Raw genomic sequence first — 24,710 nt, 5'->3', positions numbered from 1 at the left:
ATGGACGAACGTCTCCTTTCAGGGGAATCTGGATACGAAGATGCGGATTTAGAGTATTCATTACGGCCACAGACGCTCCGTCAGTATATTGGCCAAGATAAAGCGAAACATAATTTAGAAGTGTTTATTGAAGCGGCGAAAATGCGTGAAGAAACGTTAGATCACGTACTTTTATATGGCCCACCTGGACTTGGTAAAACGACGCTTGCGAATATTATTGCCAATGAAATGGGTGTTAACATTCGAACGACGTCAGGTCCTGCAATTGAAAGACCAGGAGATTTAGCGGCTGTATTAACAGCACTTCAGCCTGGGGATGTATTATTTATTGATGAAATTCATCGTTTGCATAGATCTATTGAAGAAGTGTTATACCCAGCGATGGAAGACTTTTGCCTTGATATCGTTATTGGGAAAGGACCGTCAGCTCGCTCTGTACGTCTAGATTTACCTCCATTTACGCTAGTTGGGGCAACGACGCGTGCAGGTGCATTATCAGCACCACTTCGTGACCGTTTTGGTGTACTTTCACGATTAGAGTATTATACAGTAGATCAGCTTTCTGCGATTGTAGAACGTACAGCAGAAGTGTTTGAAGTTGAAATAGATTCGTTAGCAGCATTAGAAATTGCAAGACGTGCCCGTGGTACACCTCGTATTGCGAATCGTCTATTACGACGTGTACGTGACTTCGCACAAGTTCGCAGTGACGGAACGATTGCGATGGAAATTACACAAATGGCGTTAGAACTATTACAAGTAGATAAATTAGGACTTGATCATATCGACCATAAATTACTGCTTGGTATTATTGAAAAGTTCCGCGGTGGTCCAGTTGGATTAGAAACTGTTTCAGCAACGATTGGGGAAGAATCGCATACGATTGAAGATGTGTATGAACCGTATTTATTACAAATTGGCTTTTTACAAAGAACGCCAAGAGGCCGGATTGTAACACCGCTCGCATATGAGCATTTCGGAATGGAGATGCCAAAAGTATGACGGAGATGCCAAAGCTGCTTATTACAGCTGGTATTTTGCTCATTGTTGTTGGATTAGCTTGGAAGTTCATAGGAAGGCTTCCAGGCGATATTTTTGTGAAAAAAGGTAACGTTACCTTTTATTTTCCTATCATTACATGTATTGTGTTAAGTATTGCATTATCTTTCATTATGTATATAATAAATCGATTCAAATAAGAAATAGGTGGATACAGTTATGGATATTAATCTGTTTGATTTTCATTTACCAGAAGAACTCATTGCACAAATTCCGCTTGAAGAGCGTGAAACATCAAGATTGATGGTGTTAGACCGTGAAACAGGAGATATTGAGCATAAACATTTTACGGACATTCTTTCTTACTTACAAGAGGGGGATTGCTTAGTTTTAAATGAAACGAAAGTGATGCCTGCTCGCTTGCACGGTGTGAAAGAAGATACAGGTGCACACATTGAAGTGCTTCTTTTGAAACAAGAGGAAGGCGATAAGTGGGAAACGCTTATAAAGCCAGCAAAGCGTGTAAAAGAAGGAACTGTCATCTCTTTTGGTGAAGGAAAGTTAAAAGCAACTTGCATTGGAACAGCAGACCAAGGTGGGCGTCAACTTGAGTTTTCATATGACGGCATCTTTTATGAAATTTTAGACGAGCTTGGAGAAATGCCACTTCCTCCATATATTAAAGAGACGCTAGAAGATCGCGATCGTTATCAAACGGTATATGCGAAGGAAATCGGTTCAGCAGCAGCACCGACGGCTGGCCTTCACTTTACAGAAGAGTTACTTGAGAAATTGAAGCAAAAAGGCGTCGGGTTAGCATTCATTACACTCCATGTAGGACTTGGAACATTTAGACCAGTTTCTGCAGAAACTATTGAAGAGCATCATATGCACGCAGAGTATTACCATATGTCCGAAGAGACAGCTGCGTTATTAAACCGCGTGAAAGAGGATGGTGGCCGTATTATTACAGTAGGTACGACATCAACACGTACGTTAGAAACGATTGCGACAGATCATAGTGGTAAGCTTTGCGCCGCTTCTGGCTGGACAGATATTTTTATGTACCCAGGATATGAATTTAAAGCAATTGATGGTTTAATTACAAACTTCCATTTGCCGAAATCAACATTAATTATGCTTGTAAGTGCATTTTCAAATAGAGATAATGTACTTCATGCTTATAATGAAGCAGTAAAAGAAAAATATCGTTTCTTTAGTTTCGGTGATGCGATGTTCGTTGCATCTCACGCTAAAATGAGAAACAAATAAAAGGAGTAAATTATGACAGCAATTCGTTATGAATTTATTAAAACTTGTAAACAAACGGGTGCACGTTTAGGTCGAGTGCACACGCCACACGGCTCATTTGATACACCGACATTTATGCCAGTTGGTACACTTGCAACAGTTAAAACAATGTCACCAGAAGAATTAAAAGCAATGGATTCTGGCATTATTTTAAGCAATACGTATCATTTATGGCTACGTCCAGGCCACGAAATTGTTCGTGAAGCAGGTGGCTTGCATAAGTTTATGAACTGGGATCGTGCAATCTTAACGGATTCAGGTGGATTCCAAGTATTTAGCTTAAGTGATTTCCGACGCATTGAAGAGGAAGGTGTTCATTTCCGCAATCACTTAAATGGCGATAAATTATTCTTATCTCCAGAAAAAGCGATGGAAATCCAAAATGCATTAGGTTCAGATATCATGATGGCATTTGATGAGTGTCCACCGTTCCCTGCTACTTTTGAATACATGAAAAAGTCTGTAGAGCGTACAAGCCGCTGGGCAGAGCGTTGCCTAAAGGCGCATGAACGTCCACAAGATCAAGGTTTATTCGGTATTGTGCAGGGCGGGGAGTTTGAAGAACTTCGTCGTCAAAGTGCGAAAGATCTTGTTTCAATGGACTTCCCTGGCTATGCTATAGGCGGTCTATCTGTTGGTGAACCGAAGGATATTATGAATCGTGTTCTTGAGTTTACAACACCACTTCTTCCTGATGATAAACCACGTTACTTAATGGGTGTAGGTTCTCCTGACTCGTTAATTGATGGTGCGATTCGCGGTGTTGATATGTTTGACTGTGTACTTCCGACTCGTATCGCTCGAAATGGTACATGTATGACAAGTGAAGGCCGCTTAGTTGTGAAAAACGCGAAATTCGCTAGAGACTTCGGGCCGCTTGATCCGAACTGTGATTGCTACACATGTAAAAACTATTCTCGTGCGTACATTCGTCACTTAATGAAATGTGATGAAACGTTCGGAATTCGTTTAACGTCTTATCACAACCTTCATTTTCTGTTAAACTTAATGGAGCAGGTGAGACAAGCTATTCGTGAAGACCGTCTTGGCGATTTCCGCGAAGAGTTCTTTGAACAGTATGGCTTTAATAAACCGAATGCTAAAAACTTCTAATACATAATTTAAAAGGAGGAACACAAGATGAATGCAGGTATGATGAATATCGTTATGATTGTTGCGATGTTTGCGATTTTCTATTTCTTATTAATTCGCCCGCAACAAAAGCGTCAAAAAGCAGTTGCTCAAATGCAAAATGAAATCAAAAAAGGTGATGCTATCGTAACAATCGGTGGTTTACACGCTACAATCGAATCAGTGGATGAAACGAAAATTGTTGTTAAATCTGGTGGTTCACACTTAACTTTCGATCGCAATGCGATTCGTGAAGTTGTGAAAAACTAATGATGAAGGCCCTGCATGAAATGTGCAGGGCCTTTTTTTTAACTATTTTGTTTTGACATATTTACACCGAAAATACCTCCGAGTGTACTCGCACCCATTAATGCTAATTGGTAGAGTAACTGTGAGTTCGATAAAGTTTGAGAGAAGCCTAAATAGTTAACGAGAAAGACGAGAAGAGCGAATGTAAGGCCTGTTGTGAAACCTACTAGCCATCCTTTTCCTTGTGCCTTTTTACCAGCAATAAATCCAGACATAAGCATAGATAGAAGGGCTATTATAAAAATAGTAATTACTAATGTCCCTTCATTAATATTCGTAAATTTTAATAAAAGAGCCATGATCATACTTGTAATAGATGCGAGGATTAATAGGGTAATAATACCGAAGCCGATTGCGCTCGATAATTTTTTCGTTCCATCCATTATGCATTCCCCCTTTTTAATACAAGCATATTTTCATTTTGTTTAAGTTAGACTAGTTTCTTTTTTGTAGGGGAGCCTATAAGTAAAAAAAAGGGGATGTAGAAATGGAATGGGTATCAATAATCGGACGAACAATGCTTTTGTATATAATCATTTTAATTATTTTTCGTCTTATGGGTAAACGTGAAATTGGAGAATTAAGTGTATTAGATTTGGTTGTATTCATTATGCTCGGTGAAATGGCTGTAGTGGCAATTGAAAATACAGATAAATCACTTTGGCATCAATTAGTTCCAATGACTTTTCTTATGTGTATACAAATCATTTTGTCGGTCATTTCTTTAAAGTTCCAGCGTTTTCGGCATTTAATAGAAGGGGAGCCTGCGATTCTTGTGAATGCAGGTAAAATTGATGAAAAAAAGATGCGGAAGCAGCGATATAACATAGATGATTTATTGATGCAACTACGTGAGCAAGGAATAGGAGATGTGCGTGATGTAGAATACGCTATTTTAGAACCATCTGGAAAGTTATCTGTCTTTCAAAAACAAAAAAGTAAAAAGAGCAAAAATGATACACCAATTTTTACACTCCCACTAATTATTGATGGAGAAATTCAATACAATCATTTGCAAATGATCGAACATACAGATGGGTGGCTCGTTGAGAAACTGAATAACTTAGGTTATAAAGATGTGAAACAGATTTTATATTGTAGTTTTCAAAATGGACAGTTTTTCGTTGATTTGAAAGAAAATTAGAGGCTTACCATTTTGAATGGCAAGCCTGCTTACTTCAAAAATGAAAGTTTCCGAATGATAGGGAGACGACTTAATTCTTCTTTTCGAATGAGTTTGAAAACGAAGAGGAGAACGATATAAACGATTGTTGTTAAAGTGATTTCCCATAATGTTTGTATGCCAAGTGAATGAGAAAAAACGATATACTTATGAAGATAAAAACCGAAGGTACCAGCAATCCCGATAGCAACTCCGCCGAAAATATAGTCTTTTGCATAAATGGTAAATGCAATTTTCTTTAAAACAGTGGCGTAGTGAAGGAATGTTACGGTTACTATATTTGCTGCGATGGCGAGGGCAACCCCCATCATTTGGAACTCTGGGCGTGAAGCGAGTGCAAAGATAACGATTAATTTTACGATAGCGCCAATAAATGTGTTCATCATAGCAGCGCGTGCTAAGTTTAAAGCTTGCAAGACAGACGTAAGGGGACTTTGGAAATAATGAAATAAAAAGCAAGGTGCAAGAAGCTGGATGAACGCGGCCGCGTTGTCTGATCCGTACATGAGAGTTAAAACTGGAGAAGCAAATACATATAATATAACGACTGACCATCCGCCGGTTATTAAGGAAATTCGAAGTGCTTGTTGTAATCGGTGTTCCACTAATTTGTGTTGTCTCTTTGCCATTGCCTCGCTAATTGATGGGACGAGTGCTGTAGAAAGAGCGTATGTAATAAAGGCTGGCAGTGATAGAAGCGGGAACGCATATCCGTTTAATATACCGTATTGCTGAGTTGCGACAGAAGCAGCAACGCCGGCGATCGCTAAGCTTTGCATAACGACGATAGGTTCAAAGAAATAAGAAACGGAACCAATTAAACGGCTTCCTGTAGTTGGTAAAGCAATGTCCATAAGGGAATAAAACGTATTTTTGCTCTCCTTTACAGTAGTGAAAAATCCAGAGCGTATAGATAAATGTTTTTCGCGTTGGAATAAAGTAAGTAAAAATAATAAAGATGCAACTTCGCCAAGAACAGCTGATAGCATGGCACCGGCTGCAGCATATTCTACGCCGTAAGGTAAAAATAACCGAATGCATACAGCAATAATTGTAATGCGGACAACTTGTTCTATGACTTGAGCGTAAGCGCTCGGCTTCATGTTTTGTTTCCCTTGGAAATAACCACGTAAAACGGAAGAAACTGCAATAACAGGGACGACAGGTAAAATAGCCATTAATGGATAGTAAGTTCTTTCATCTGTTAATAATGTTTTTGCTAAAATAGGTGTGAGTAGCATAATCCCAATTGTTAAAATGATGCTAATAATGGATGTAACGGCTAGCGAGACAGTTAATATTTTTTTAACTCTTTGCTTATCGTTCACTGCTTCCGCTTCTGCTACAAATTTTGCGATTGCAACAGGAAGGCCAATTTGTGTTAATGTAATTGCTAAAATGAAGGTGGGGACAGCCATCATATAAAGGCCAACGCCTTCTTCGCCTAAAATACGTGCCATTACAATGCGGTTAATAAATCCAAGGATTTTTGTAATAAAACCGGCTATCATTAAAATAAATGCGCCTTTTAAAAAGCTTTGTCTCGTCATACTCTTCTCCTACCTTCTCAAAATCAATGGAATGATTTACAATAATTTATATGCACGTATGAGACAAGAATGACAAGCATTTAAGAGAGTGAAGTATGAATGGTACTCTTGAAAGAAGTTATTGCTGTCCATTAGAGCGGGATTAAAAGCGACTTTTCGTGCTGAAATAAGAAGGAGATGTTTATATATGTTGGATAAAGAGGCTTTGGTAGAATCATACCGCGGACAGTTACAAGTCGTTTTAGAAAGTAAAGTAGAAGAGTTTCAGTTGTTCGGTTACGACCGAGTGACAGATAATGATATTTGGAAGTTTCTCAAGGCGAAAAAGTGGAAAAAGATAGATAGTGATGTTAGGTTATATGAATTAGTAAATGATGTATTAAGAGTAAGTACTAATGAATATATGAATTATTTAACTGTTGAAGCATATCAAGCGCCACTTTGGTCGTTTGATGAATATGAAAATAAATAACCGACTGTAATTGGTTTGTTCTTCCTTTTGCAGTATAATGATAGGTATTGATAAAGAGGAATTAATTATGTCTAAGATTATATATAAAGGAGGTAGTGAAGAGGAAAAATAAATAATGAATAGTGTAGGTATTGTGAAAATCTTACCGACACAGCTAGTGATGAACTAGCGGAAATACATGTATTTTATAGAAAGTAAGTCTACTAACTAGGCGTATGCACACGTGCGAAAATGAATCGTAAGAGATTTATTGAAAGTGTTAGTAGCAGAAAGAGGGTACATATGGCAAAGCGTGGTACAAGAATTGCCGCCTTTTTCCTCATCGTTTTATTAATTGGTGGAGTAATTGGTGCGGCAGGAAAAGACATAGCAAAAGGAATTAGTCTAGGACTAGACCTTCGCGGTGGTTTTGAAATTCTGTATGAAGTAAAACCAGCCAAAAAAGGTGATAAAATCGATCGTGATGCACTTGTAAGTACAGTAGGTGCTCTTGAAAATCGTGTCAATGTTCTTGGTGTAAGTGAGCCGAACATTCAAATCGAAGGGGAAGATCGAATTCGTGTACAGCTTGCTGGTGTACAAGATCAGCAAAAAGCACGTGAAATGTTATCAACACAAGCGAAACTAACATTCCGTGATGTGGATGACAACCTGCTTATGGACGGAGCGGATTTAAAAGGCGGCGGAGCGAAGCAAACATTTGATGATAAAGGTCGTCCAAGTGTTGGACTTACGTTAAAAAGCGCTGAAAAATTCCGTGCAGTAACTGAAAAGATTTCAAAAATGCCACCACCAACGAATTTAATGGTAATCTGGCTTGATTTTGAAGAAGGAAAAGATTCGTATAAAGCAGAATCTGCAAAACCGAATCCGAAGTTTTTATCAGCAGCAACAGTAGAACAAGTATTTAATCAAGCTGAAGTATCTATCGTAGGTGGAAACTTTACAGTTGAAAGTGCGAAAGAACTTTCATCTTTATTAAATGCAGGTGCACTTCCTGTTGATTTAAAAGAAATGTATTCAACATCTGTTGGAGCGAAATTTGGTCAACAAGCATTAGAGCAAACGATTTTCGCTAGTGCGATCGGTGTTGCTATTATTTTCTTATTCATGCTTGTATTCTACCGTCTACCAGGACTTGTGGCGGTTATTATGTTAGGTTTATACATTTTCGTTACATTACTTGTCTTTAACTGGATGCATGCAGTTCTTACGTTACCAGGTATTGCGGCATTGGTGCTCGGGGTTGGTATCGCAGTTGATGCGAATATCATTACGTACGAGAGATTGAAGGAAGAGCTGAAAATTGGTAAGTCGATGATGTCAGCATTTCGTGCTGGTAACCATCGTTCATTATCGACAATTTTAGATGCGAACATTACAACAATTGCAGCAGCTGGTGTATTATTCGCTTACGGTAATAGCTCTGTAAAAGGGTTCGCGACGAGTTTAATCGTAAGTATTTTAGTTGGTTTCATTACGAACGTATTCGGTACTCGTTTCTTACTTGGATTACTTGTAAAGAGCCGTTACTTCGATAAAAAACTATCTTACTTCGGTGTTAAGGAAAAGGATATTATTCCATTAACAAAAGGTGTAGTACATCCACCGACGAGATTTGATCGTATTAACTTCGTAAATATCGGTCATAAATTCTTCTTATTCTCAGTTGTAGTCGTAATTGCTGGGGCAATTATATTACCGATTTTCAAAATGAATCTTGGTATTGACTTTGCAAGTGGTACACGTATCGACTTGCAATCAAAACAAGCACTTACTGTGTCTGACGTTCATAAAGACTTCAATGAACTGAAGATTGATGTGAAAGAAGAAAATATTGTACCGACGGGTAATGATAATAAAGGTTTCGCAGTTCGTACGTTAGGTGTTCTATCAAAAGATGAAATTGCGAAAACAAAAACATTCTTCCATGATAAATACGGTACAGATCCAAACGTAAGTACAGTTTCACCGACAATTGGGAAAGAAATTGCGCGAAATGCATTTATCGCAGTATTAATTGCCTCTGCAGTAATCGTTTTATACGTAAGTATTCGTTTCCGTCTTACGTACGCAGTATCTGCAGTAATCGCATTATTACATGATGCATTCGTTATGATTGTTATGTTTAGTCTTTTCCAGATTGAGGTAGACTTAACGTTTATCGCTGCGGTATTAACGATTATTGGTTACTCTATCAATGACTCAATCGTTACGTTTGATAGAAACCGCGAGTTATACAAACAGAAAAAACGAGTTCGCGATATAAAAGATTTAGAAGAAATCGTAAACTCAAGTATTCGTCAAACAATCGGTCGTTCCATTAATACAGTTTTAACAGTGTTGTTCCCAGTAATCACACTACTTATTTTTGGTAGTGAGTCACTGCGTAACTTCTCACTTGCATTATTAATTGGATTAGTTGTAGGTACGTACTCTTCTATTTTCGTTGCTTCTCAAATTTGGTTAATGCTTGAAAACCGTCGTTTGAAAAAGGGCAAAAACAAGAAGAAGGTTGAGAAAGAAGTATCTGAACCGCAAGTATAAAAAGTTGATGTCTCTTTACGAGGCATCTCTTTTTTCGTTTGTGGATAGAATAAGATAGCAACTTTTGAAAGAATGAAATGGAATAAAGTGGTGATGTTATCGCTGATTTTGTTCATCACCACTTATTATTAGCCCTCACCAATCGGGCTTTTACGGGCAGTTGATCTCCCACCTAACTTCCTTGTATTTGCCGGATTTTGAGGTGGGGGGCTTACTGCCCGCAAATAGCGGGATAAAAAGATAGGTTAAGAAAAGAAGGGATTTCAATTATGGAAAAAGATGAACGTTTTAAACAGGCCGAGTTTGGTGCTATTGTCGGAATCGTTGGTAATATTATATTAGCGATTGTAAAAGCGGTAATTGGTTATATTGGAAACAGTAAGGCACTTTTAGCGGATGCAGTGCATTCTGGATCAGATGTAATTGGCTCGTTAGCTGTACTTTTTGGATTACGAGCGGCAAAGCAACCGCCTGATGAAGATCATCCGTATGGTCATGGTAAAGCGGAATCGATTTCAGCGATTATTGTTGCGGTATTATTATTTATTGTTGGAATAGAGATAGCGATTTCGTCTATAAAAGCTTTTTCACAAGATTTGGAACCACCAAAAGGAATTACGATTTTTGCAGTTATTCTTTCGATTGTAGTGAAAGAAGGGATGTTTCAGTATAAATATCGATTAGGGAAGAGGATAAATAGTGCTGCAATTATTGCAAATGCATATGAACATCGTTCGGATGTGTTTTCTTCAATTGCAGCTTTAATCGGCATTTGTGCAGCTATTATCGGCGGTAAGTTAGGTATAGATTGGCTTGTATATGCCGATCCAATTGCGGGATTATTTGTTTCAATTCTCGTTGCTAAGATGGCGTGGAGTATTGGAGCAGAAGCTATTCATGCAACGCTCGATCATGTTCTGCATGAAGAAGATGTTTTTCCGCTTAGGGAGGCAGTTTTTCAAGTGGAAGGTGTGAAAAAAATTGGCTCTTTATATGCAAGAGAACATGGCCACTATGTTATTGTCGATATTAAAGTATCTGTAGATCCATATATCACTGTAGAAGAAGGTCACCGCATCGGAAAACATGTAAAAGAAAAACTTATGAAACAAGATAACGTACAAAACGTTTTTGTACATATTAATCCGTATTCCCCAAATTAAACATAACGGATATTTAATTATATAGATATCGAATCGTAGTTTGCATTATATTGTCACCCCTTAATCTGTCTTGTATAATGGATAGGTTAAGGGGTGATTTCGTGTTACAACCGAAGACGCGTTGGAAAGAAAAAGAATATAATGAGGAACTAGTGAGTGAATTAGCAAATAAATTGCAACTATCACCTCTTGTGACTTCATTATTTCTTGGCAGAGGCTTAAATACAGAAGATAAGATTGTAGACTTTTTAAATACAGCAGATCAAGAATTTCATGATCCATTTTTACTTGAAGGAATGGATCGGACTGTAGAACGTGTGAAAAAAGCTATTGAAAATGGAGAACAAATATTAATATTTGGCGATTACGATGCGGACGGAGTAAGTAGTACGACTGTGTTATATCTTGCTCTCAAAGAATTAGGTGCAGAAGTAGAATTTTATATTCCAAATCGTTTTACTGAAGGCTATGGGCCAAATGAAGAAGCGTTTCGTTGGGCGCACAGTGCAGGGTTCTCACTAATTATTACTGTCGATACTGGTATCGCAGCGGTACATGAAGCGAAGGTAGCGAAGGAACTTGGAATAGATCTTATTATTACAGATCATCATGAGCCACCACCAGAATTACCAGAGGCACTTGCGATTATTCACCCGAAATTAGAAGGCGGTGTTTATCCGTTTCATTATTTAGCGGGTGTTGGTGTTGCATTTAAAGTTGCACATGCACTTTTGGGCCGTGTGCCAGAGCATTTGTTGGAAATTGCAGTAATCGGTACGGTAGCCGATTTAGTATCGCTTCACGGTGAAAATAGATTATTAGTACAGCGTGGACTGAAGCATATGCGAATGACTCGAAATATCGGTTTAAAGGCGTTATTTAAAGTCGCTAACGTTTCGCAAAGCGAAATTACAGAAGAAAGCATCGGGTTCGCACTCGCACCTCGTATTAATGCAGTTGGTCGTTTGGAAGATGCAACACCTGCTGTACACCTTTTATTATCAGAAGATCCAGAGGAAGCGAAAGAGCTAGCTGAAGAAATTGATGAGCTGAACAAACTTCGAAAAGATATTGTAAAGCAAATTACTGAAGAAGCTATCGCTGAAGTCGAAAATAATTTCCCGCCAGAAGAAAATAAAGTATTAGTCCTTGCAAAAGAAGGTTGGAATCCAGGGGTAATTGGAATTGTCGCTTCTAAGTTAGTTGAACGTTTTTATCGTCCGACGATTGTATTAAGCATTGATCCTCATAAAGAAACAGCAAAGGGATCGGCTCGTAGTATTGCAGGATTTGATTTGTTTGCAAACCTTTCAGATTGCCGTGAATTGTTACCGCATTTCGGAGGTCATCCGATGGCAGCGGGAATGACGCTTAATATGAATGATGTGGATGAATTAAGACGTAGGTTAAATGAGCAAGCAGATGTAATTTTAACAGCAGAAGATTTTATTCCGATTACAGCAGTGGATGCATTTTGTAAAGTAGAGGATGTAACGCTTGCCGCGATTGAGGATATGCAAAAGTTAGCGCCATTTGGCGTAGGAAATCCGAAACCGCGTATTGCGGTGAAAGATGCCGACTTAGAAAGTATCCGTGCAATTGGATCTGATGGTTCGCATTTAAAAATGGCTCTTCGTGATGGACAAGCAACACTGGACACGATTGGATTTGGATTTGGTACTTATGCGAAAGAAATCTCTCCAGTTGCGAAGGTTTCTGTAGTAGGAGAAGTGTCCATTAATGAATGGAATAACTTTAAAAAGCCGCAATTAATGGTGCAAGATATTGCTGTAGAGGCATGGCAATTATTTGACTGGCGTAGTATGCGTAATGTGGAAGCAAATTTAGCAGAACTTCCGAAAGAAAAAATAACAATGGTGTATTTTTCTGAAGAGGTATTGAATAAATTTTCTTTAGAAGGCTATAAAGAACAGCTCGTGCATGCATCAGAGGTAGCTCATTTTGATGATCAATACATTGTGCTACTTGATTTGCCGAAAGGAACAGATGAATTAGGTGATGTATTTAAGGCTGGATTCCCAGCTCGAATTTACACGCTATTTTATCAAGAGAATAATCATTTATTTAGTACGGTCCCAACGAGGGAACATTTTAAATGGTACTATTCTTTCTTAAGCCAAAAAACACCATTTTCTTTAAGACAATATGGGGAACAACTGTGTCGTCATAAAGGTTGGTCAAAAGATACAGTAAATTTCATGACACAGGTGTTTTTTGAGTTAGAATTTGTTACAATAAAAGACGGTGTCATTTTTATGGCAGACAAAAAACAAAAGCGTGATTTAATTGAATCGAACACATATCGTGAGAAAATGAACCACTTACAATTAGAGAAAGAATTGGTTTATAGCACATATCAGCAACTATATACATGGTTTGAAACGATTCGTGATCATAAATAAGTAGAACAGTTAGGGTAAAGGATTTGTATTTACAAACCTTTTATATCTGAGGAGGATTCAGAAATATGGATTTCAAGCAACATATCGCAATTGTACCAGATTATCCGAAAGAAGGTATTGTGTTTAAAGACATTACACCTTTAATGAACGACGGAAAAGCATATAAAGCAGCAACAGATGCAATCGTTGAGTATGCAAATAAAAGAGACATTGATGTTGTAGTAGGACCAGAAGCGCGTGGTTTTATTATTGGTTGCCCAGTTTCTTATGCATTAGAAGTAGGTTTCGCACCAGTTCGTAAATTAGGGAAATTACCACGTGAAGTAATTACAGTTGACTACGGTAAAGAATATGGAACGGATGTTTTAACAATCCATAAAGATGCAATTAAGCCAGGCCAACGTGTATTAATTACAGATGACTTATTAGCTACAGGTGGAACAATTGAAGCGACAATTAAACTAGTTGAAGAACTTGGTGGAGTTGTAGCAGGAATTGCATTTTTAGTAGAGCTTACTTACTTAGATGGTCGTAAAATGTTAGATGGTTACGATGTATTAGTATTAGAAAAATACTAATCATTATATAGGTGAAACTACGGTGATAAAAAAGTACCCGTGAATCTCTTGGAGAGGAGCGGGTACTTTTGTATAATTGCACAAAAAAACATGGTGAAATGTCAGTAAAATCTTTTCCTTTTCACAATTCACAATCATTGGGTTATAATGATAGAATATAATTTATTCTATTCAATAAAGATAAAGTCAATTTTCAATAAAAGGTGATTCGATGGCAAATGAGCAAGTACTAACAGCTGAACAGGTACTCGAGAAAGCAAGTCAATATTTAGCGGATGGAGATATTGAGCTAGTGGCACGTGCCTATGAATATGCGCGTGATGCACATAGCGAACAATATAGAAAATCGGGTGAACCATATATTATTCACCCAATTCAAGTTGCAGGTATTTTAGTTGATTTACACATGGATCCGGCTACAGTATCCGCAGGTTTCTTACATGATGTAGTGGAAGATACAGAAATTACATTAGAAGACATTGAACGGGAATTTAATAAAGAAATCGCTATGCTTGTCGATGGTGTTACAAAGCTTGGAAAGATTAAATATAAATCCCATGAGCAGCAACAAGCAGAAAACCATCGCAAAATGTTTATCGCAATGGCTCAAGATATTCGAGTTATTTTAATTAAACTAGCTGATCGTCTTCATAACATGCGTACATTGAAACATTTGCCTCAAGAGAAGCAGCGTCGCATTGCAAATGAAACGTTAGAAATCTTTGCACCTTTAGCACATAGACTCGGAATTAGTACTATTAAATGGGAGTTAGAGGATACGTCACTTCGCTATTTAAACCCGCAGCAATATTATCGTATTGTGAATTTAATGAAGCGTAAACGTGCAGAGCGTGAAGAATATTTAGATGAAGTAATGACTGGCATTCGCGAGAAATTAAAAGAGGTTTCAATTCAACCTGAGATTTCTGGAAGACCAAAACATATTTACAGTATTTATCGTAAAATGGCATTGCAAAATAAACAATTCAATGAAATTTACGATTTACTAGCTGTACGTGTCGTTGTGAATAGTATTAAAGATTGCTATGCGGTGCTTGGAATTATTCATACGTGCTGGAAACCAATGCCAGGTCGTTTTAAAGATTATATTGCAATGCCGAAAGCAAATTTATATCAATCTCTTCATACGACTGTAATTGGACCAAAAGGTGATCCGCTAGAAGTGCAAATTCGTACGAAAGAAATGCATGAGATTGCAGAATTCGGAATCGCGGCACATTGGGCGTATAAAGAAGGTAAAGCAGCAGAAACAACGGGTACATTAGAGAAGAAACTAACTTGGTTCCGTCAAATATTAGAATGGCAAAATGAAGCTTCTAATGCAGAAGAATTTATGGAGTCATTAAAAATTGATTTATTCTCTGACATGGTATTCGTCTTTACACCAAAAGGCGATGTAATGGAATTACCACTTGGCTCTGTTCCAATTGATTTTTCGTATCGTGTCCATTCGGAAATTGGAAACAAGACAATTGGTGCAAAAGTAAATGGGAAAATGGTGACGCTTGATTATAAGTTGAAAACTGGTGACATCATTGAAATTTTAACATCGAAACATTCGTATGGTCCAAGTCAAGATTGGGTAAAGCTTGCTCAAACATCTCATGCGAAAAATAAAATACGTCAATTCTTTAAGAAACAACGTAGAGATGAAAATATTGAAAAAGGCCGTGAACTTGTTGAAAAAGAAGTGCGTGGCTTAGAGTATGAGATGAAAGAAGTATTAGCGCTTGATAATTTAAAACGTGTCGCTGAGAAGTTTAACTTTGCAAATGAAGAAGATATGTTTGCAGCAGTTGGATATAACGGAATTACAGCAGCGCAAATTGTTACGCGACTAACGGACAAGTTCCGTAAACAACGTGAAGAAGAAGACATCGTTGAAGTTAAAGAAGTTCGTAAACCGATGAAAATTCGAAAATGGGATTCTGGTGTAAAGGTAAGTGGTGCAGATAATTTGTTAATTCGTTTATCAAAATGCTGTAACCCAGTTCCAGGTGATGATATCGTTGGGTATATTACGAAAGGTCGAGGCGTATCAATTCACCGTTGCGATTGCGTCAATGTGCATACAGAAGAAGCGGTGGAGCGTTTACTAGAAGTAGATTGGGAAGGTAGTCCTGAAAAAGAAATTGAGTACAATGTTGATATTGAAATTTCAGGCTATGATCGTCGTGGTTTATTGAATGAAGTATTACAAGCTGTTACAGAAACGAAGACGTATATCTCAGCTGTTTCTGGTAGAAGTGATCGTAATAAGATGGCAACGATTAACATGTCGATTTCTATTCGAAATTTACAACACTTGAAAAAAGTAGTAGAGCGCATTAAACGTGTTCCAGAAATTTATGCCGTACGACGCATGATGCATTAATAGGGAGTGTAGAAAAGATGAGAGTTGTTTTACAACGATCAAAGGAAGCGTCTGTCACAGTAGATGGCGAGATTGTAGGACAAATTCCATTCGGTTTAACATTACTAGTTGGCATTACGCATGAAGATACAGAAAAAGATGCAACTTATATCGCAGAAAAAATTGCAAACCTACGTATTTTTGAAGATGAGAGCGGAAAGATGAACCATTCTGTACTTGATATGAAGGGACAAGTTCTATCTATTTCGCAATTTACATTATACGGAGATTGCCGTAAAGGAAGACGTCCAAACTTTATGGATGCTGCGAAACCTGATTATGCAGAACATTTATATGATTTCTTTAATGAAGAAGTTCGTAAACAAGGACTGCATGTGGAGACAGGACAGTTCGGAGCAATGATGGACGTTTCTTTAATCAATGATGGTCCGGTGACCTTAATTGTAGAAAGTAAATAGTGTTGCCGGGGAAGAGAGGATTATAGGTCCTCTCTTTTTTCATACATTGTGGTATGTTTTGTTTAGTTACAATAGGATTTAATTTGAAGAGGAATAAAAGGAAAAGAAGGTGTAGCATGCTTCAAGAATTCAATATAGCTTTACGTTTTATGCTGGAGTTATGCATTCTTGGGATTGTTGGATACTGGGGGTTCCGAATAGGAGAAATACCTGTTGTAAAAATTACACTGGCTACTAGTCTTCCGATTGTTGTTGCTGTCATATGGGGGTTATTTGGAGCTCCATACGCAGAGTGGGAAGTGCGTGGTATATTGCATGTATTGTTAGAAATTATCGTGTTTGGAGTAGGTGTTGCAGCGTTGTATCATTTGAAGCACCCTTTACTTGCGAGTGGATTGGCTACCGTTATTATTGTTAATCGCATTCTTATGTTTATTTGGAATCAATAACTGTTTCGGCTATGTATAACTATCTCATCAATATGGAACAATAAAAAGTAAAACAACCATATTGAATGTGAGGGATATACGTATGCGTATGAATGAAAAAGGGCATTCTGTTACAAATGGTGCAAATCAACTGTTTAACGTAAATTTACATGATTTTATTTCAAAAGAACAAAACAATACTTCAATGGAGCTTGCTTCTGAGTTTGGAATTTCACTACAAGATGTAAAGCGCCTAAAGAAGCAAATTGAGCGCTCTTAGAGCACTTGACAATCCTACTCAACAAACGTATAGTAATTTTATATTTACATATGAATATAGCCGTTGATAGAGGAGAGTAAATGAGATACACATGGAAAGAGAAGGAATGTCCTAGGCTGAAAACATTTCTACATGATGACTGATTGAATGACACTCTGTAGGTTTCAACTTGAAAGGCTTATACGCTTAGTAGAGATGAACGCAAATTTAAGCGTTATTAAAAAAGTGGAAGCATACGTGCTTCAATTAGGGTGGCACCACGGGTATAATACTCTCGTCCCTACTGTTCAAACAGTAGAGGCGGGAGTTTTTTTATTTTTATTAAGATTAAAACAATTTGAGGAGGAACTGAATATGTCTATTCAAATCCCACGCGGAACGCAAGATATTCTTCCAGGTAGTGTTGAGTTATGGCAGTATATCGAAGGGCAAGCGCGCGACATTTGCCGTCGTTACAATTATAAAGAAATTCGTACACCAATTTTTGAGCACACAGAGCTATTTTTACGTGGTGTTGGTGATACGACAGATATCGTACAAAAAGAAATGTATTCATTCCAAGACCGTGGAGAGCGTAGTTTAACATTACGTCCAGAAGGTACTGCACCTGTTGTACGTTCTTACGTTGAAAACAAAATGTTCGGTGATGCAACACAACCAACAAAATTATACTATATCGGCCAAATGTTCCGTTATGAAAGACCACAAGCAGGTCGCTATCGTCAATTCGTACAATTCGGTATTGAAGCAATTGGTAGTAACGATCCAGCAATTGATGCAGAAGTAATTGCACTTGCTGTAGAGTTTTACCGCGGTATGGGCTTGAAAAATATTAAAGTTGTATTAAATAGCTTAGGTGATGCAGCGAGTCGTCAAGCACACCGTGATGCGTTAATTGCTCACTTTGAGCCGCGCATCGGAGAATTCTGTTCTGATTGCCAATCTCGCTTAGAAAAAAACCCTCTTCGTATTTTAGACTGCAAGAAGGACCGTAATCATGAATTAATGAGCACGGCACCATCTATTACAGAATACTTAAACGAAGATTCAGCAGTATACTACGACAAAGTACAAGAACTACTAACGATGATGGATGTTCCATTTGAGAAAGATCCGAATTTAGTACGTGGTTTAGACTACTACCAACACACTGTTTTTGAAATTATGAGTGAGGCAGAAGGTTTCGGTGCTATCACAACATTAAGTGGCGGTGGCCGTTATAACGGACTTGTACAAGAAATCGGTGGACCGGAAATGCCAGGTATCGGTTTTGCGATGAGTATTGAGCGTTTAATTATGGCGCTGAAGGCTGAAAATATTGAGTTACCAATTGAACATAGTATTGATTGTTACGTTGTAGCACTTGGTGAAAAAGCGAAAGACCGTGCTGCAAAAGTTGCGTTCGATCTTCGTAAAGCTGGATTATCAGTTGAAAAAGATTATTTAGATCGCAAAATGAAAGCACAATTTAAATCTGCAGATCGTTTAAATGCGAAATACGTAGCTGTATTAGGGGAAGATGAGCTAGATAAAGGCATCATTAACTTAAAAGATATGGCAACAGGCGGACAAGAAGAAGTAGCGTTAGATGTATTTGCTTCATATGTAGCAGAGAAATTAATATAGGGGGAACTTAAAGTGGCTGAAAGAACACATGCATGCGGAAAAGTAACAGTAGAAGCGGTTGGACAAACAGTTCAATTAAAAGGTTGGGTACAAAAACGCCGTGATTTAGGTGGATTAATCTTTATCGACTTACGTGACCGTACAGGTATCGTACAAGTTGTATTTAATCCAGAAACATCAAAAGAAGCGTTAGAAGTAGCAGAAACGATTCGTAGCGAATACGTATTGCACGTAGAAGGTACAGTTGTTGAACGTGGTGAAGGCGCAATTAATGATAATATGGCAACTGGTCGTATTGAAGTACAAGCATCGAAAGTAAATGTATTAAACGCAGCGAAAACAACGCCAATCATTATTGCTGATGATACAGATGCATCAGAAGATGTGCGTTTAAAATATCGTTACTTAGACTTACGTCGTCCTGCAATGTTCAACACATTCAAAATGCGTCATGACGTAACGAAAACAATTCGTAACTTCTTAGATACAGAAGAGTTCTTAGAAGTTGAAACACCAATTTTAACGAAGAGCACGCCAGAAGGAGCTCGCGACTATTTAGTACCAAGCCGTGTGCATGATGGTGAATTTTATGCATTACCTCAATCTCCGCAGCTATTTAAACAGCTTCTTATGGTCGGTGGATTTGAGCGTTACTATCAAGTAGCACGTTGTTTCCGTGACGAAGATTTACGTGCGGACCGTCAACCGGAATTCACGCAAATTGATATCGAGGCATCATTCTTAACACAAGATGAAATTTTAGAAATGATGGAGCGTATGATGACGAAAGTCATGAAGGATGCAAAAGGTGTAGAAGTTAGTGCACCATTCCCTCGTATGAAATATGCTGATGCAATGGCTCGTTTTGGTTCTGATAAGCCGGATACACGCTTTGAAATGGAACTAAAAGACCTATCTGAATTTGCAGTAGGCTGTGGATTTAAAGTATTTACAAGTGCTGTAGAAAACGGCGGACAAGTAAAAGCGATTAACGCAAAAGGTGCAGCGAGCAAATACTCTCGTAAAGACATCGATGCATTAACTGAATTCGCCAAAGTATACGGTGCAAAAGGTCTAGCTTGGCTTAAAGTTGAAGAAGACGGCTTAAAAGGACCGATTGCGAAATTCTTCGGTGAAGAAGAGGCAAACGTGTTAATGAGTACATTAGAAGCGGATGCTGGTGACTTATTACTATTCGTAGCAGATAAGAAAAGTGTTGTTGCAGATAGCTTAGGTGCACTTCGTTTACGTCTAGGTAAAGAACTTGATTTAATTGACGAAAGTAAATTTAACTTCCTATGGGTAACTGATTGGCCACTTCTTGAGTACGATGAAGATGCAGATCGTTACTTCGCAGCTCACCACCCATTCACAATGCCATTCCGTGAAGACGTTGAGTTATTAGAAACAGCACCAGAAAAAGCACGTGCACAAGCATATGACCTTGTATTAAACGGTTATGAGCTTGGTGGTGGATCACTTCGTATTTACGAGCGTGACGTACAAGAAAAAATGTTCAAAGCACTTGGATTCTCACAAGAAGAAGCACAAGAACAATTCGGATTCTTATTAGAAGCATTCGAATACGGTACACCACCGCACGGCGGAATCGCATTAGGTTTAGACCGTCTTGTTATGTTACTTGCAGGTCGCACGAACCTTCGTGATACAATTGCATTCCCGAAAACAGCAAGCGCAAGCTGCTTATTAACAGAAGCACCAAGCCCAGTTGCAGAAGCTCAGCTTGAAGAGCTAAGCTTAAAATTGAGCTTGAAAGAAGAGAAGTAAGAATAGAGTCTAGATGGTTATACTAACCCCATCTAGGCTTTTTTTGAAAGGTTGTTTAAAAAGTCCGGTTCAGATGGCAGTCGCAGCTCATCGTTGCTTCGCCAGTCCGGTGCTCGAGTAGTGAAGCTACACTGCGCTCCTCCTGGCGTCAGCGCCTCGATCTGCTCGGCCATCTGAATCCTCCTTTTTAAACGTATATTGAAGAGGAAGTTAAAAAAGTCTGGTTCAGCTAGTGGTCTTATGTTTTATTTTTTCTCTTTGAATATGTATTTTTAGGAATTCTATAACTTTTTCTATACAAATAGTCGGAAAAACGCTAGAATACATGGTAGACCATTTTTGTAATAGGAGTGTAGAGCTGAATGTTACATCAATTTTCACGTAATGAATTAGCCTTTGGAAAAGAAGGCCTTGAAATATTAAAAAATAGTACAGTCGGTATTTTAGGTATTGGCGGCGTAGGATCATTTTCGGCAGAAGCGTTAGCACGTTCTGGCGTAGGACGTCTCGTATTAGTCGATAAAGACGTTGTAGATATTACAAACGTAAACCGTCAAATTCACGCGTTAGTATCTACTGTAGGACGTTCAAAAGTAGAATTAATGAAAGAGCGTATCGCAGATATTAATCCAGAGTGTGAAGTAATTGGACTAGAGATGTTTTATACAGATGAAACATATGAAGAGTTCTTTAAACACGGTTTAGATTTCGTAGTAGATGCATCTGATACGATTACGTTCAAAATTCATTTAATTAAACAATGTTTACGTCGTAAAATCAAAATTATCTCATGTATGGGTGCGGCAAATAAAATGGACCCAACTCGTTTCCGTATTGCGGACATCTCTAAAACACATACAGATCCAATTGCGAAAGTAATTCGTACGAAGCTTCGTAAAGATGGTATTAAAAAAGGTGTAAAAGTTGTCTTCTCTGACGAGAACCCAATCGTAATTCGTGAAGAAGTACGTAAAGAAATCGTACCAGACGAAAATGCAAAAATTCGTAAAGCGAAATTACCACCTTCATCAAATGCATTCGTACCATCTGTGGCAGGCCTAATTATGGCAAGTCACGTTGTACGTGAGCGTATTAAAAACGTTGAAGTGAAGCGTGTAGGGCAAGAATAAAAAGGAAGCATATATCGTTTAGGATATATGCTTTTTGTATGTTTTAAAGAAATATCGATGTCGAATCGTTAATATAATTTCATTTACTGTGGTGCTTTTTCACTAAGGGAAAATAAACAGGGATGTCACTTAGTTGAAAAAGTGGCATCCCTGTTTTTAGTTTTCTGCAGAATATATAATATCTAAATTTCCATTTTGATCGGTTTTGAAAATCGGAGCAATTTGCTCTTCTTGTTCTTCGACCGAAACAAGTTTTCGAGCACGATCCATAATTCTAACAAGCATTGCATAATCTTCTTCGATTGCTTGTTGTTTTTTTGTGAGAACAGCTAATTTTGCTTCAAGTTCATTATTCATTTTTTGCAGGGAAGTGAGCTGATCTTGTAATACGTCATTTTCAGTTTGTAACTTTGCGAGTGAAGGGTTATTGTGCTCCAAGTTTTGCAAAAATGAGATGACATTTTGCATTGTAAGATCTTGTTTATTTGGGACAATATCTTCTGAAAACTCGGCATCGATTACGAGCTGCCGAGTTTGTGTGAACTGCTCTTTTTCTATTTTAGCTTCCGAACGCTTTAATTCTTTACGTTGTTTTTTTGCGATTTGCACCGCATCTTCATAATATGGTCTTACTTCAGCATTCCATCTAAAGCCACAAGCTGCTGAAGTTCGGTTTAATGTATCACCAACTTCATCGAATGCTTTTATTTGTGTACTTCCGCTGCGAATATGTCGTAAAACAGTTTCTGCTAAAAGGAGATCGTCTTCTTTTGTCCATGCATCTTGACGTGTTTTCATAAGCGAACCCTCCGTAATGGTGACGTTTTCGCTTATATTACCCTTTATTCTTCGTTTTATGCGAACTTTGTAATCTTTCATAAACAGTAGAAAGTGCTTGTTCAAATTTTCCTGTCGTTTTCGGTTTATAATATTGCTTGTTTTTAATTTTATCAGGTAAGTATTGTTGTTGTACCCAGCCATTTGGGTGATCGTGTGGATATAAGTATCCGATGCCTCTTCCTAACGATTCGGCTCCTTTATAATGACTATCTTTTAAATGACTTGGAATATCGCCTGTTTGGCCATTACGTAAATCGTGTAGTGCGGCATCGAGTGCTTTATAGGCCGAGTTTGATTTCGGTGATAGACAAAGTTCAATAACAGCATTTGCAAGTGGTATGCGTGCCTCTGGGAAGCCGACCCGTTCAGCTGATTCAATCGCTGCAAGTGTACGTTGTCCAGCTTGTGGGCTAGCAAGTCCGATATCTTCATATGCCATAATAAGCAGACGTCTACCGATGCTTTGTAAGTCACCAGCTTCAATAAGACGCGCTAAATAATGAAGTGCGGCGTTCACATCACTTCCGCGTACTGATTTTTGAAAAGCAGATAAAACGTCATAGTGAGCATCGCCACCTTTGTCGTGAACGAAACTCTTTTTCTGTAAGCATTCTTCTGCGATTTCAAGTGTGATTTCCGCGGCTTTGTCGTCAGTTGTAAAGCTAGATAAAACAGCTAGTTCAAGTGCATTATAAGCTGAGCGCATATCTCCGCCTGACGCATTTGCAAAGTGATGTAATGCCTCATCCGTAACAGTTACATCATATTCCCCAAGCCCTTTTTCTTTATCTTCAAGCGCTCGTTTTAAGCCAATTAAAATATCATCTTCTGTTAATGCGTGTAATTCGAAGATTTGACAACGACTTCGAATAGCAGAATTAATAGCATGGAACGGATTGCTTGTCGTTGCACCAATTAAAGTAAGAAGTCCGCTTTCTAAATGGGGTAATAGAAAGTCTTGCTTCGCTTTATCTAGCCTATGAACTTCATCCAAAATTAAAACGAGGTGCCGATGCATTTTCGCTTCTTGTACGACAACTTCCATATCTTTTTTATTATGAGTAACAGCGTTTAAGAGGCGAAACAGGGTTCCAGTACTTCCTGCAATTGCGCTGGCGATTGATGTTTTTCCTGTGCCTGGAGGACCGTATAAAATCATTGATTGAAAATGATTTGCTTGGACCATCCGCCATAAAATCTTACCTTCACCAACTAAATGCTGTTGTCCGATAATTTCTTGAATATTTGTAGGGCGCATTCGATGTGCGAGTGGTTGTTTCATTTGACCCTCTCCCTTAATGTATAATCTCATTCTATCGTATCATTTTTTTTGATGAAATTTGAAATAGGATGCTGTTTTGTGGGGAATATGAATATGAATATTCCTATTTTTCTTTCAATTGTAATAATTTCCGAGTTTTTCAATGTGATTTTATGTTATCATTTTGATACACAAGTTGAAATTTCTTATAATACTATATTATGCTATAATTTCATAGGATTTTAAATTGTGTTCTTTTATAAAGTGAAACTTTAATCAGTGGGGGTTTTGTTCATCCCCCACCTAACTTCTTTGCTCCAGCCGAATTTTGAGGTGGGAGTTTTACTGCCTGCAAATAGCGGGATAAATAAGATATAACCAATAGAAGTGAAAATTTGAAATGAGGTGCAAATAGATGAAGATTTCAACGAAAGGCCGCTACGGCTTAACAATTATGATTGACCTTGCAAAAAAGTTTGGTGAAGGCCCAATTTCATTAAAATCAATTGCACAGGCACATGATCTATCTGAGCATTACTTAGAGCAATTAATTTCACCACTTCGTAACGCTCGTCTTGTAAAGAGTACGCGTGGTGCATATGGTGGATATGTATTATCTGATCAGCCAGTCAACATTACAGCTGGAGATGTAATCCGTGTACTAGAGGGTCCAATTAGTGTTGTAGAAATGATAGAAGAAGAAGAACCAGCACAACGCCAATTATGGATGCGTGTTCGTGATGCAGTGCAAGAAGTATTAGATAGTACAACTTTAGAAGATTTAGTACGTTATGAGGAAGAAAATCACGGGGGCTATATGTTTTACATTTAATTCCTT

Annotated in this window: 24 protein-coding genes and 1 other annotated feature; of the genes, 19 read left to right on the top strand and 5 right to left on the bottom strand. The window is 38.1% G+C overall.

Annotation, left to right across the window (positions count from 1 at the left end; translation table 11 throughout):
* From ruvB to yajC, 5 genes are read left to right on the top strand one after another with little or no spacing between them, the layout of a single operon-like run.
* Positions 1-1,002 (top strand): Holliday junction branch migration DNA helicase RuvB, encoded by a 1,002-nt coding sequence (gene ruvB, locus MKY70_RS23055; protein ID WP_000344470.1) that lies wholly within the window; start codon positions 1-3, stop codon positions 1,000-1,002.
* Complete coding sequence (locus MKY70_RS23050) at positions 999-1,199, top strand: DUF2905 domain-containing protein (RefSeq protein ID WP_000138161.1); 201 nt, start codon at positions 999-1,001, stop codon at positions 1,197-1,199. The genes ruvB and MKY70_RS23050 overlap by 4 nt, the downstream gene beginning before the upstream one ends.
* A 19-nt stretch (positions 1,200-1,218) precedes the next feature.
* The gene (gene queA, locus MKY70_RS23045) at positions 1,219-2,271 is read left to right on the top strand and encodes a tRNA preQ1(34) S-adenosylmethionine ribosyltransferase-isomerase QueA (protein ID WP_088034182.1); all 1,053 of its coding nucleotides are present in this window, start codon (positions 1,219-1,221) and stop codon (positions 2,269-2,271) included.
* A gap of 12 nt (positions 2,272-2,283) precedes the next feature.
* Positions 2,284-3,423 carry a tRNA guanosine(34) transglycosylase Tgt gene (gene tgt / locus MKY70_RS23040; RefSeq protein ID WP_000125368.1) on the top strand — a complete coding sequence of 380 codons (1,140 nt, stop codon included), beginning with the start codon at positions 2,284-2,286 and terminating at the stop codon, positions 3,421-3,423.
* A 27-nt stretch (positions 3,424-3,450) separates the two neighbouring features.
* The gene (gene yajC / locus MKY70_RS23035; RefSeq protein ID WP_002034132.1) at positions 3,451-3,711 is read left to right on the top strand and encodes a preprotein translocase subunit YajC; all 261 of its coding nucleotides are present in this window, start codon (positions 3,451-3,453) and stop codon (positions 3,709-3,711) included.
* A 38-nt stretch (positions 3,712-3,749) separates the two neighbouring features.
* Here the strand turns inward: yajC and MKY70_RS23030 are convergent, their stop codons facing one another.
* Complete coding sequence (locus tag MKY70_RS23030; RefSeq protein ID WP_002190755.1) at positions 3,750-4,133, bottom strand: TIGR04086 family membrane protein; 384 nt, start codon at positions 4,131-4,133, stop codon at positions 3,750-3,752.
* 104 nt (positions 4,134-4,237) lie between these two features.
* On the opposite strand from MKY70_RS23030, the gene MKY70_RS23025 reads away from it, so the two are divergent.
* Positions 4,238-4,894 carry a DUF421 domain-containing protein gene (locus MKY70_RS23025; RefSeq protein WP_002015314.1) on the top strand — a complete coding sequence of 219 codons (657 nt, stop codon included), beginning with the start codon at positions 4,238-4,240 and terminating at the stop codon, positions 4,892-4,894.
* A gap of 29 nt (positions 4,895-4,923) precedes the next feature.
* Here the strand turns inward: MKY70_RS23025 and spoVB are convergent, their stop codons facing one another.
* Positions 4,924-6,483, bottom strand: coding sequence for a stage V sporulation protein B (gene spoVB, locus MKY70_RS23020; protein WP_289404674.1), 1,560 nt, complete (start codon positions 6,481-6,483; stop codon positions 4,924-4,926).
* 187 nt (positions 6,484-6,670) lie between these two features.
* Between spoVB and MKY70_RS23015 the strand changes: the two genes are divergently transcribed.
* The 11 genes from MKY70_RS23015 to aspS all read left to right on the top strand — a co-directional run bounded on the left by MKY70_RS23015 (position 6,671) and on the right by aspS (position 20,641).
* On the top strand, positions 6,671-6,955 hold the full coding sequence (locus MKY70_RS23015) for a post-transcriptional regulator (RefSeq protein WP_002015311.1): 285 nt from the start codon (positions 6,671-6,673) through the stop codon (positions 6,953-6,955).
* 282 nt (positions 6,956-7,237) lie between these two features.
* On the top strand, positions 7,238-9,502 hold the full coding sequence (secDF, locus tag MKY70_RS23010; protein WP_088034186.1) for a protein translocase subunit SecDF: 2,265 nt from the start codon (positions 7,238-7,240) through the stop codon (positions 9,500-9,502).
* 269 nt (positions 9,503-9,771) lie between these two features.
* On the top strand, positions 9,772-10,665 hold the full coding sequence (locus MKY70_RS23005; RefSeq protein ID WP_088034188.1) for a cation diffusion facilitator family transporter: 894 nt from the start codon (positions 9,772-9,774) through the stop codon (positions 10,663-10,665).
* Positions 10,666-10,766: 101 nt separating this feature from the next.
* Entirely contained in the window at positions 10,767-13,088 is a 2,322-nt protein-coding gene (gene recJ, locus MKY70_RS23000) for a single-stranded-DNA-specific exonuclease RecJ (RefSeq protein ID WP_002015306.1), read from the top strand.
* Positions 13,089-13,153: 65 nt separating this feature from the next.
* Positions 13,154-13,666, top strand: coding sequence for an adenine phosphoribosyltransferase (locus tag MKY70_RS22995; protein ID WP_002015305.1), 513 nt, complete (start codon positions 13,154-13,156; stop codon positions 13,664-13,666).
* A gap of 211 nt (positions 13,667-13,877) precedes the next feature.
* Positions 13,878-16,061: a GTP diphosphokinase gene (gene relA, locus MKY70_RS22990; RefSeq protein WP_002015304.1), complete on the top strand. Its 2,184-nt coding sequence runs from the start codon at positions 13,878-13,880 to the stop codon at positions 16,059-16,061.
* 17 nt (positions 16,062-16,078) lie between these two features.
* Complete coding sequence (locus MKY70_RS22985) at positions 16,079-16,519, top strand: D-tyrosyl-tRNA(Tyr) deacylase (protein WP_002015302.1); 441 nt, start codon at positions 16,079-16,081, stop codon at positions 16,517-16,519.
* 116 nt (positions 16,520-16,635) lie between these two features.
* On the top strand, positions 16,636-16,968 hold the full coding sequence (locus tag MKY70_RS22980; protein WP_215588509.1) for a YrdB family protein: 333 nt from the start codon (positions 16,636-16,638) through the stop codon (positions 16,966-16,968).
* 82 nt (positions 16,969-17,050) lie between these two features.
* Positions 17,051-17,227 (top strand): hypothetical protein, encoded by a 177-nt coding sequence (locus MKY70_RS22975; RefSeq protein ID WP_002015300.1) that lies wholly within the window; start codon positions 17,051-17,053, stop codon positions 17,225-17,227.
* Between the two features lie 54 nt (positions 17,228-17,281).
* Positions 17,282-17,512 (top strand) — a binding site (T-box leader).
* Positions 17,513-17,581: 69 nt separating this feature from the next.
* Positions 17,582-18,853, top strand: a complete 1,272-nt coding sequence (hisS, locus tag MKY70_RS22970; RefSeq protein ID WP_012261743.1) for a histidine--tRNA ligase — start codon at positions 17,582-17,584, stop codon at positions 18,851-18,853.
* 12 nt (positions 18,854-18,865) lie between these two features.
* On the top strand, positions 18,866-20,641 hold the full coding sequence (gene aspS, locus MKY70_RS22965) for an aspartate--tRNA ligase (RefSeq protein ID WP_215576559.1): 1,776 nt from the start codon (positions 18,866-18,868) through the stop codon (positions 20,639-20,641).
* Between the two features lie 32 nt (positions 20,642-20,673).
* Here aspS and MKY70_RS22960 read toward each other — a convergent pair whose 3' ends face one another.
* Positions 20,674-20,814: a hypothetical protein gene (locus MKY70_RS22960; protein ID WP_341025762.1), complete on the bottom strand. Its 141-nt coding sequence runs from the start codon at positions 20,812-20,814 to the stop codon at positions 20,674-20,676.
* A 189-nt stretch (positions 20,815-21,003) separates the two neighbouring features.
* On the opposite strand from MKY70_RS22960, the gene MKY70_RS22955 reads away from it, so the two are divergent.
* Positions 21,004-21,771: a tRNA threonylcarbamoyladenosine dehydratase gene (locus MKY70_RS22955; RefSeq protein WP_000903181.1), complete on the top strand. Its 768-nt coding sequence runs from the start codon at positions 21,004-21,006 to the stop codon at positions 21,769-21,771.
* A gap of 156 nt (positions 21,772-21,927) precedes the next feature.
* Here the strand turns inward: MKY70_RS22955 and MKY70_RS22950 are convergent, their stop codons facing one another.
* Positions 21,928-22,569, bottom strand: coding sequence for an RsfA family transcriptional regulator (locus tag MKY70_RS22950; protein ID WP_002034101.1), 642 nt, complete (start codon positions 22,567-22,569; stop codon positions 21,928-21,930).
* A gap of 37 nt (positions 22,570-22,606) precedes the next feature.
* Positions 22,607-23,893, bottom strand: a complete 1,287-nt coding sequence (locus MKY70_RS22945) for a replication-associated recombination protein A (RefSeq protein ID WP_002067244.1) — start codon at positions 23,891-23,893, stop codon at positions 22,607-22,609.
* 394 nt (positions 23,894-24,287) lie between these two features.
* Here MKY70_RS22945 and cymR point away from each other — a divergent pair, with 394 nt between their 5' ends.
* Positions 24,288-24,704, top strand: coding sequence for a cysteine metabolism transcriptional regulator CymR (cymR, locus tag MKY70_RS22940; protein WP_000704117.1), 417 nt, complete (start codon positions 24,288-24,290; stop codon positions 24,702-24,704).
* Positions 24,705-24,710 lie beyond the last annotated feature (6 nt).

The sequence above is a fragment of the Bacillus sp. FSL R9-9492 genome, from assembly GCF_038007365.1.
Classification (GTDB): Bacteria; Bacillota; Bacilli; order Bacillales; family Bacillaceae_G; genus Bacillus_A; species Bacillus_A mycoides.
The sequence above is the reverse complement of the archived record's forward strand: the minus strand, read 5'-3'. Positions and strand labels throughout refer to the sequence as shown.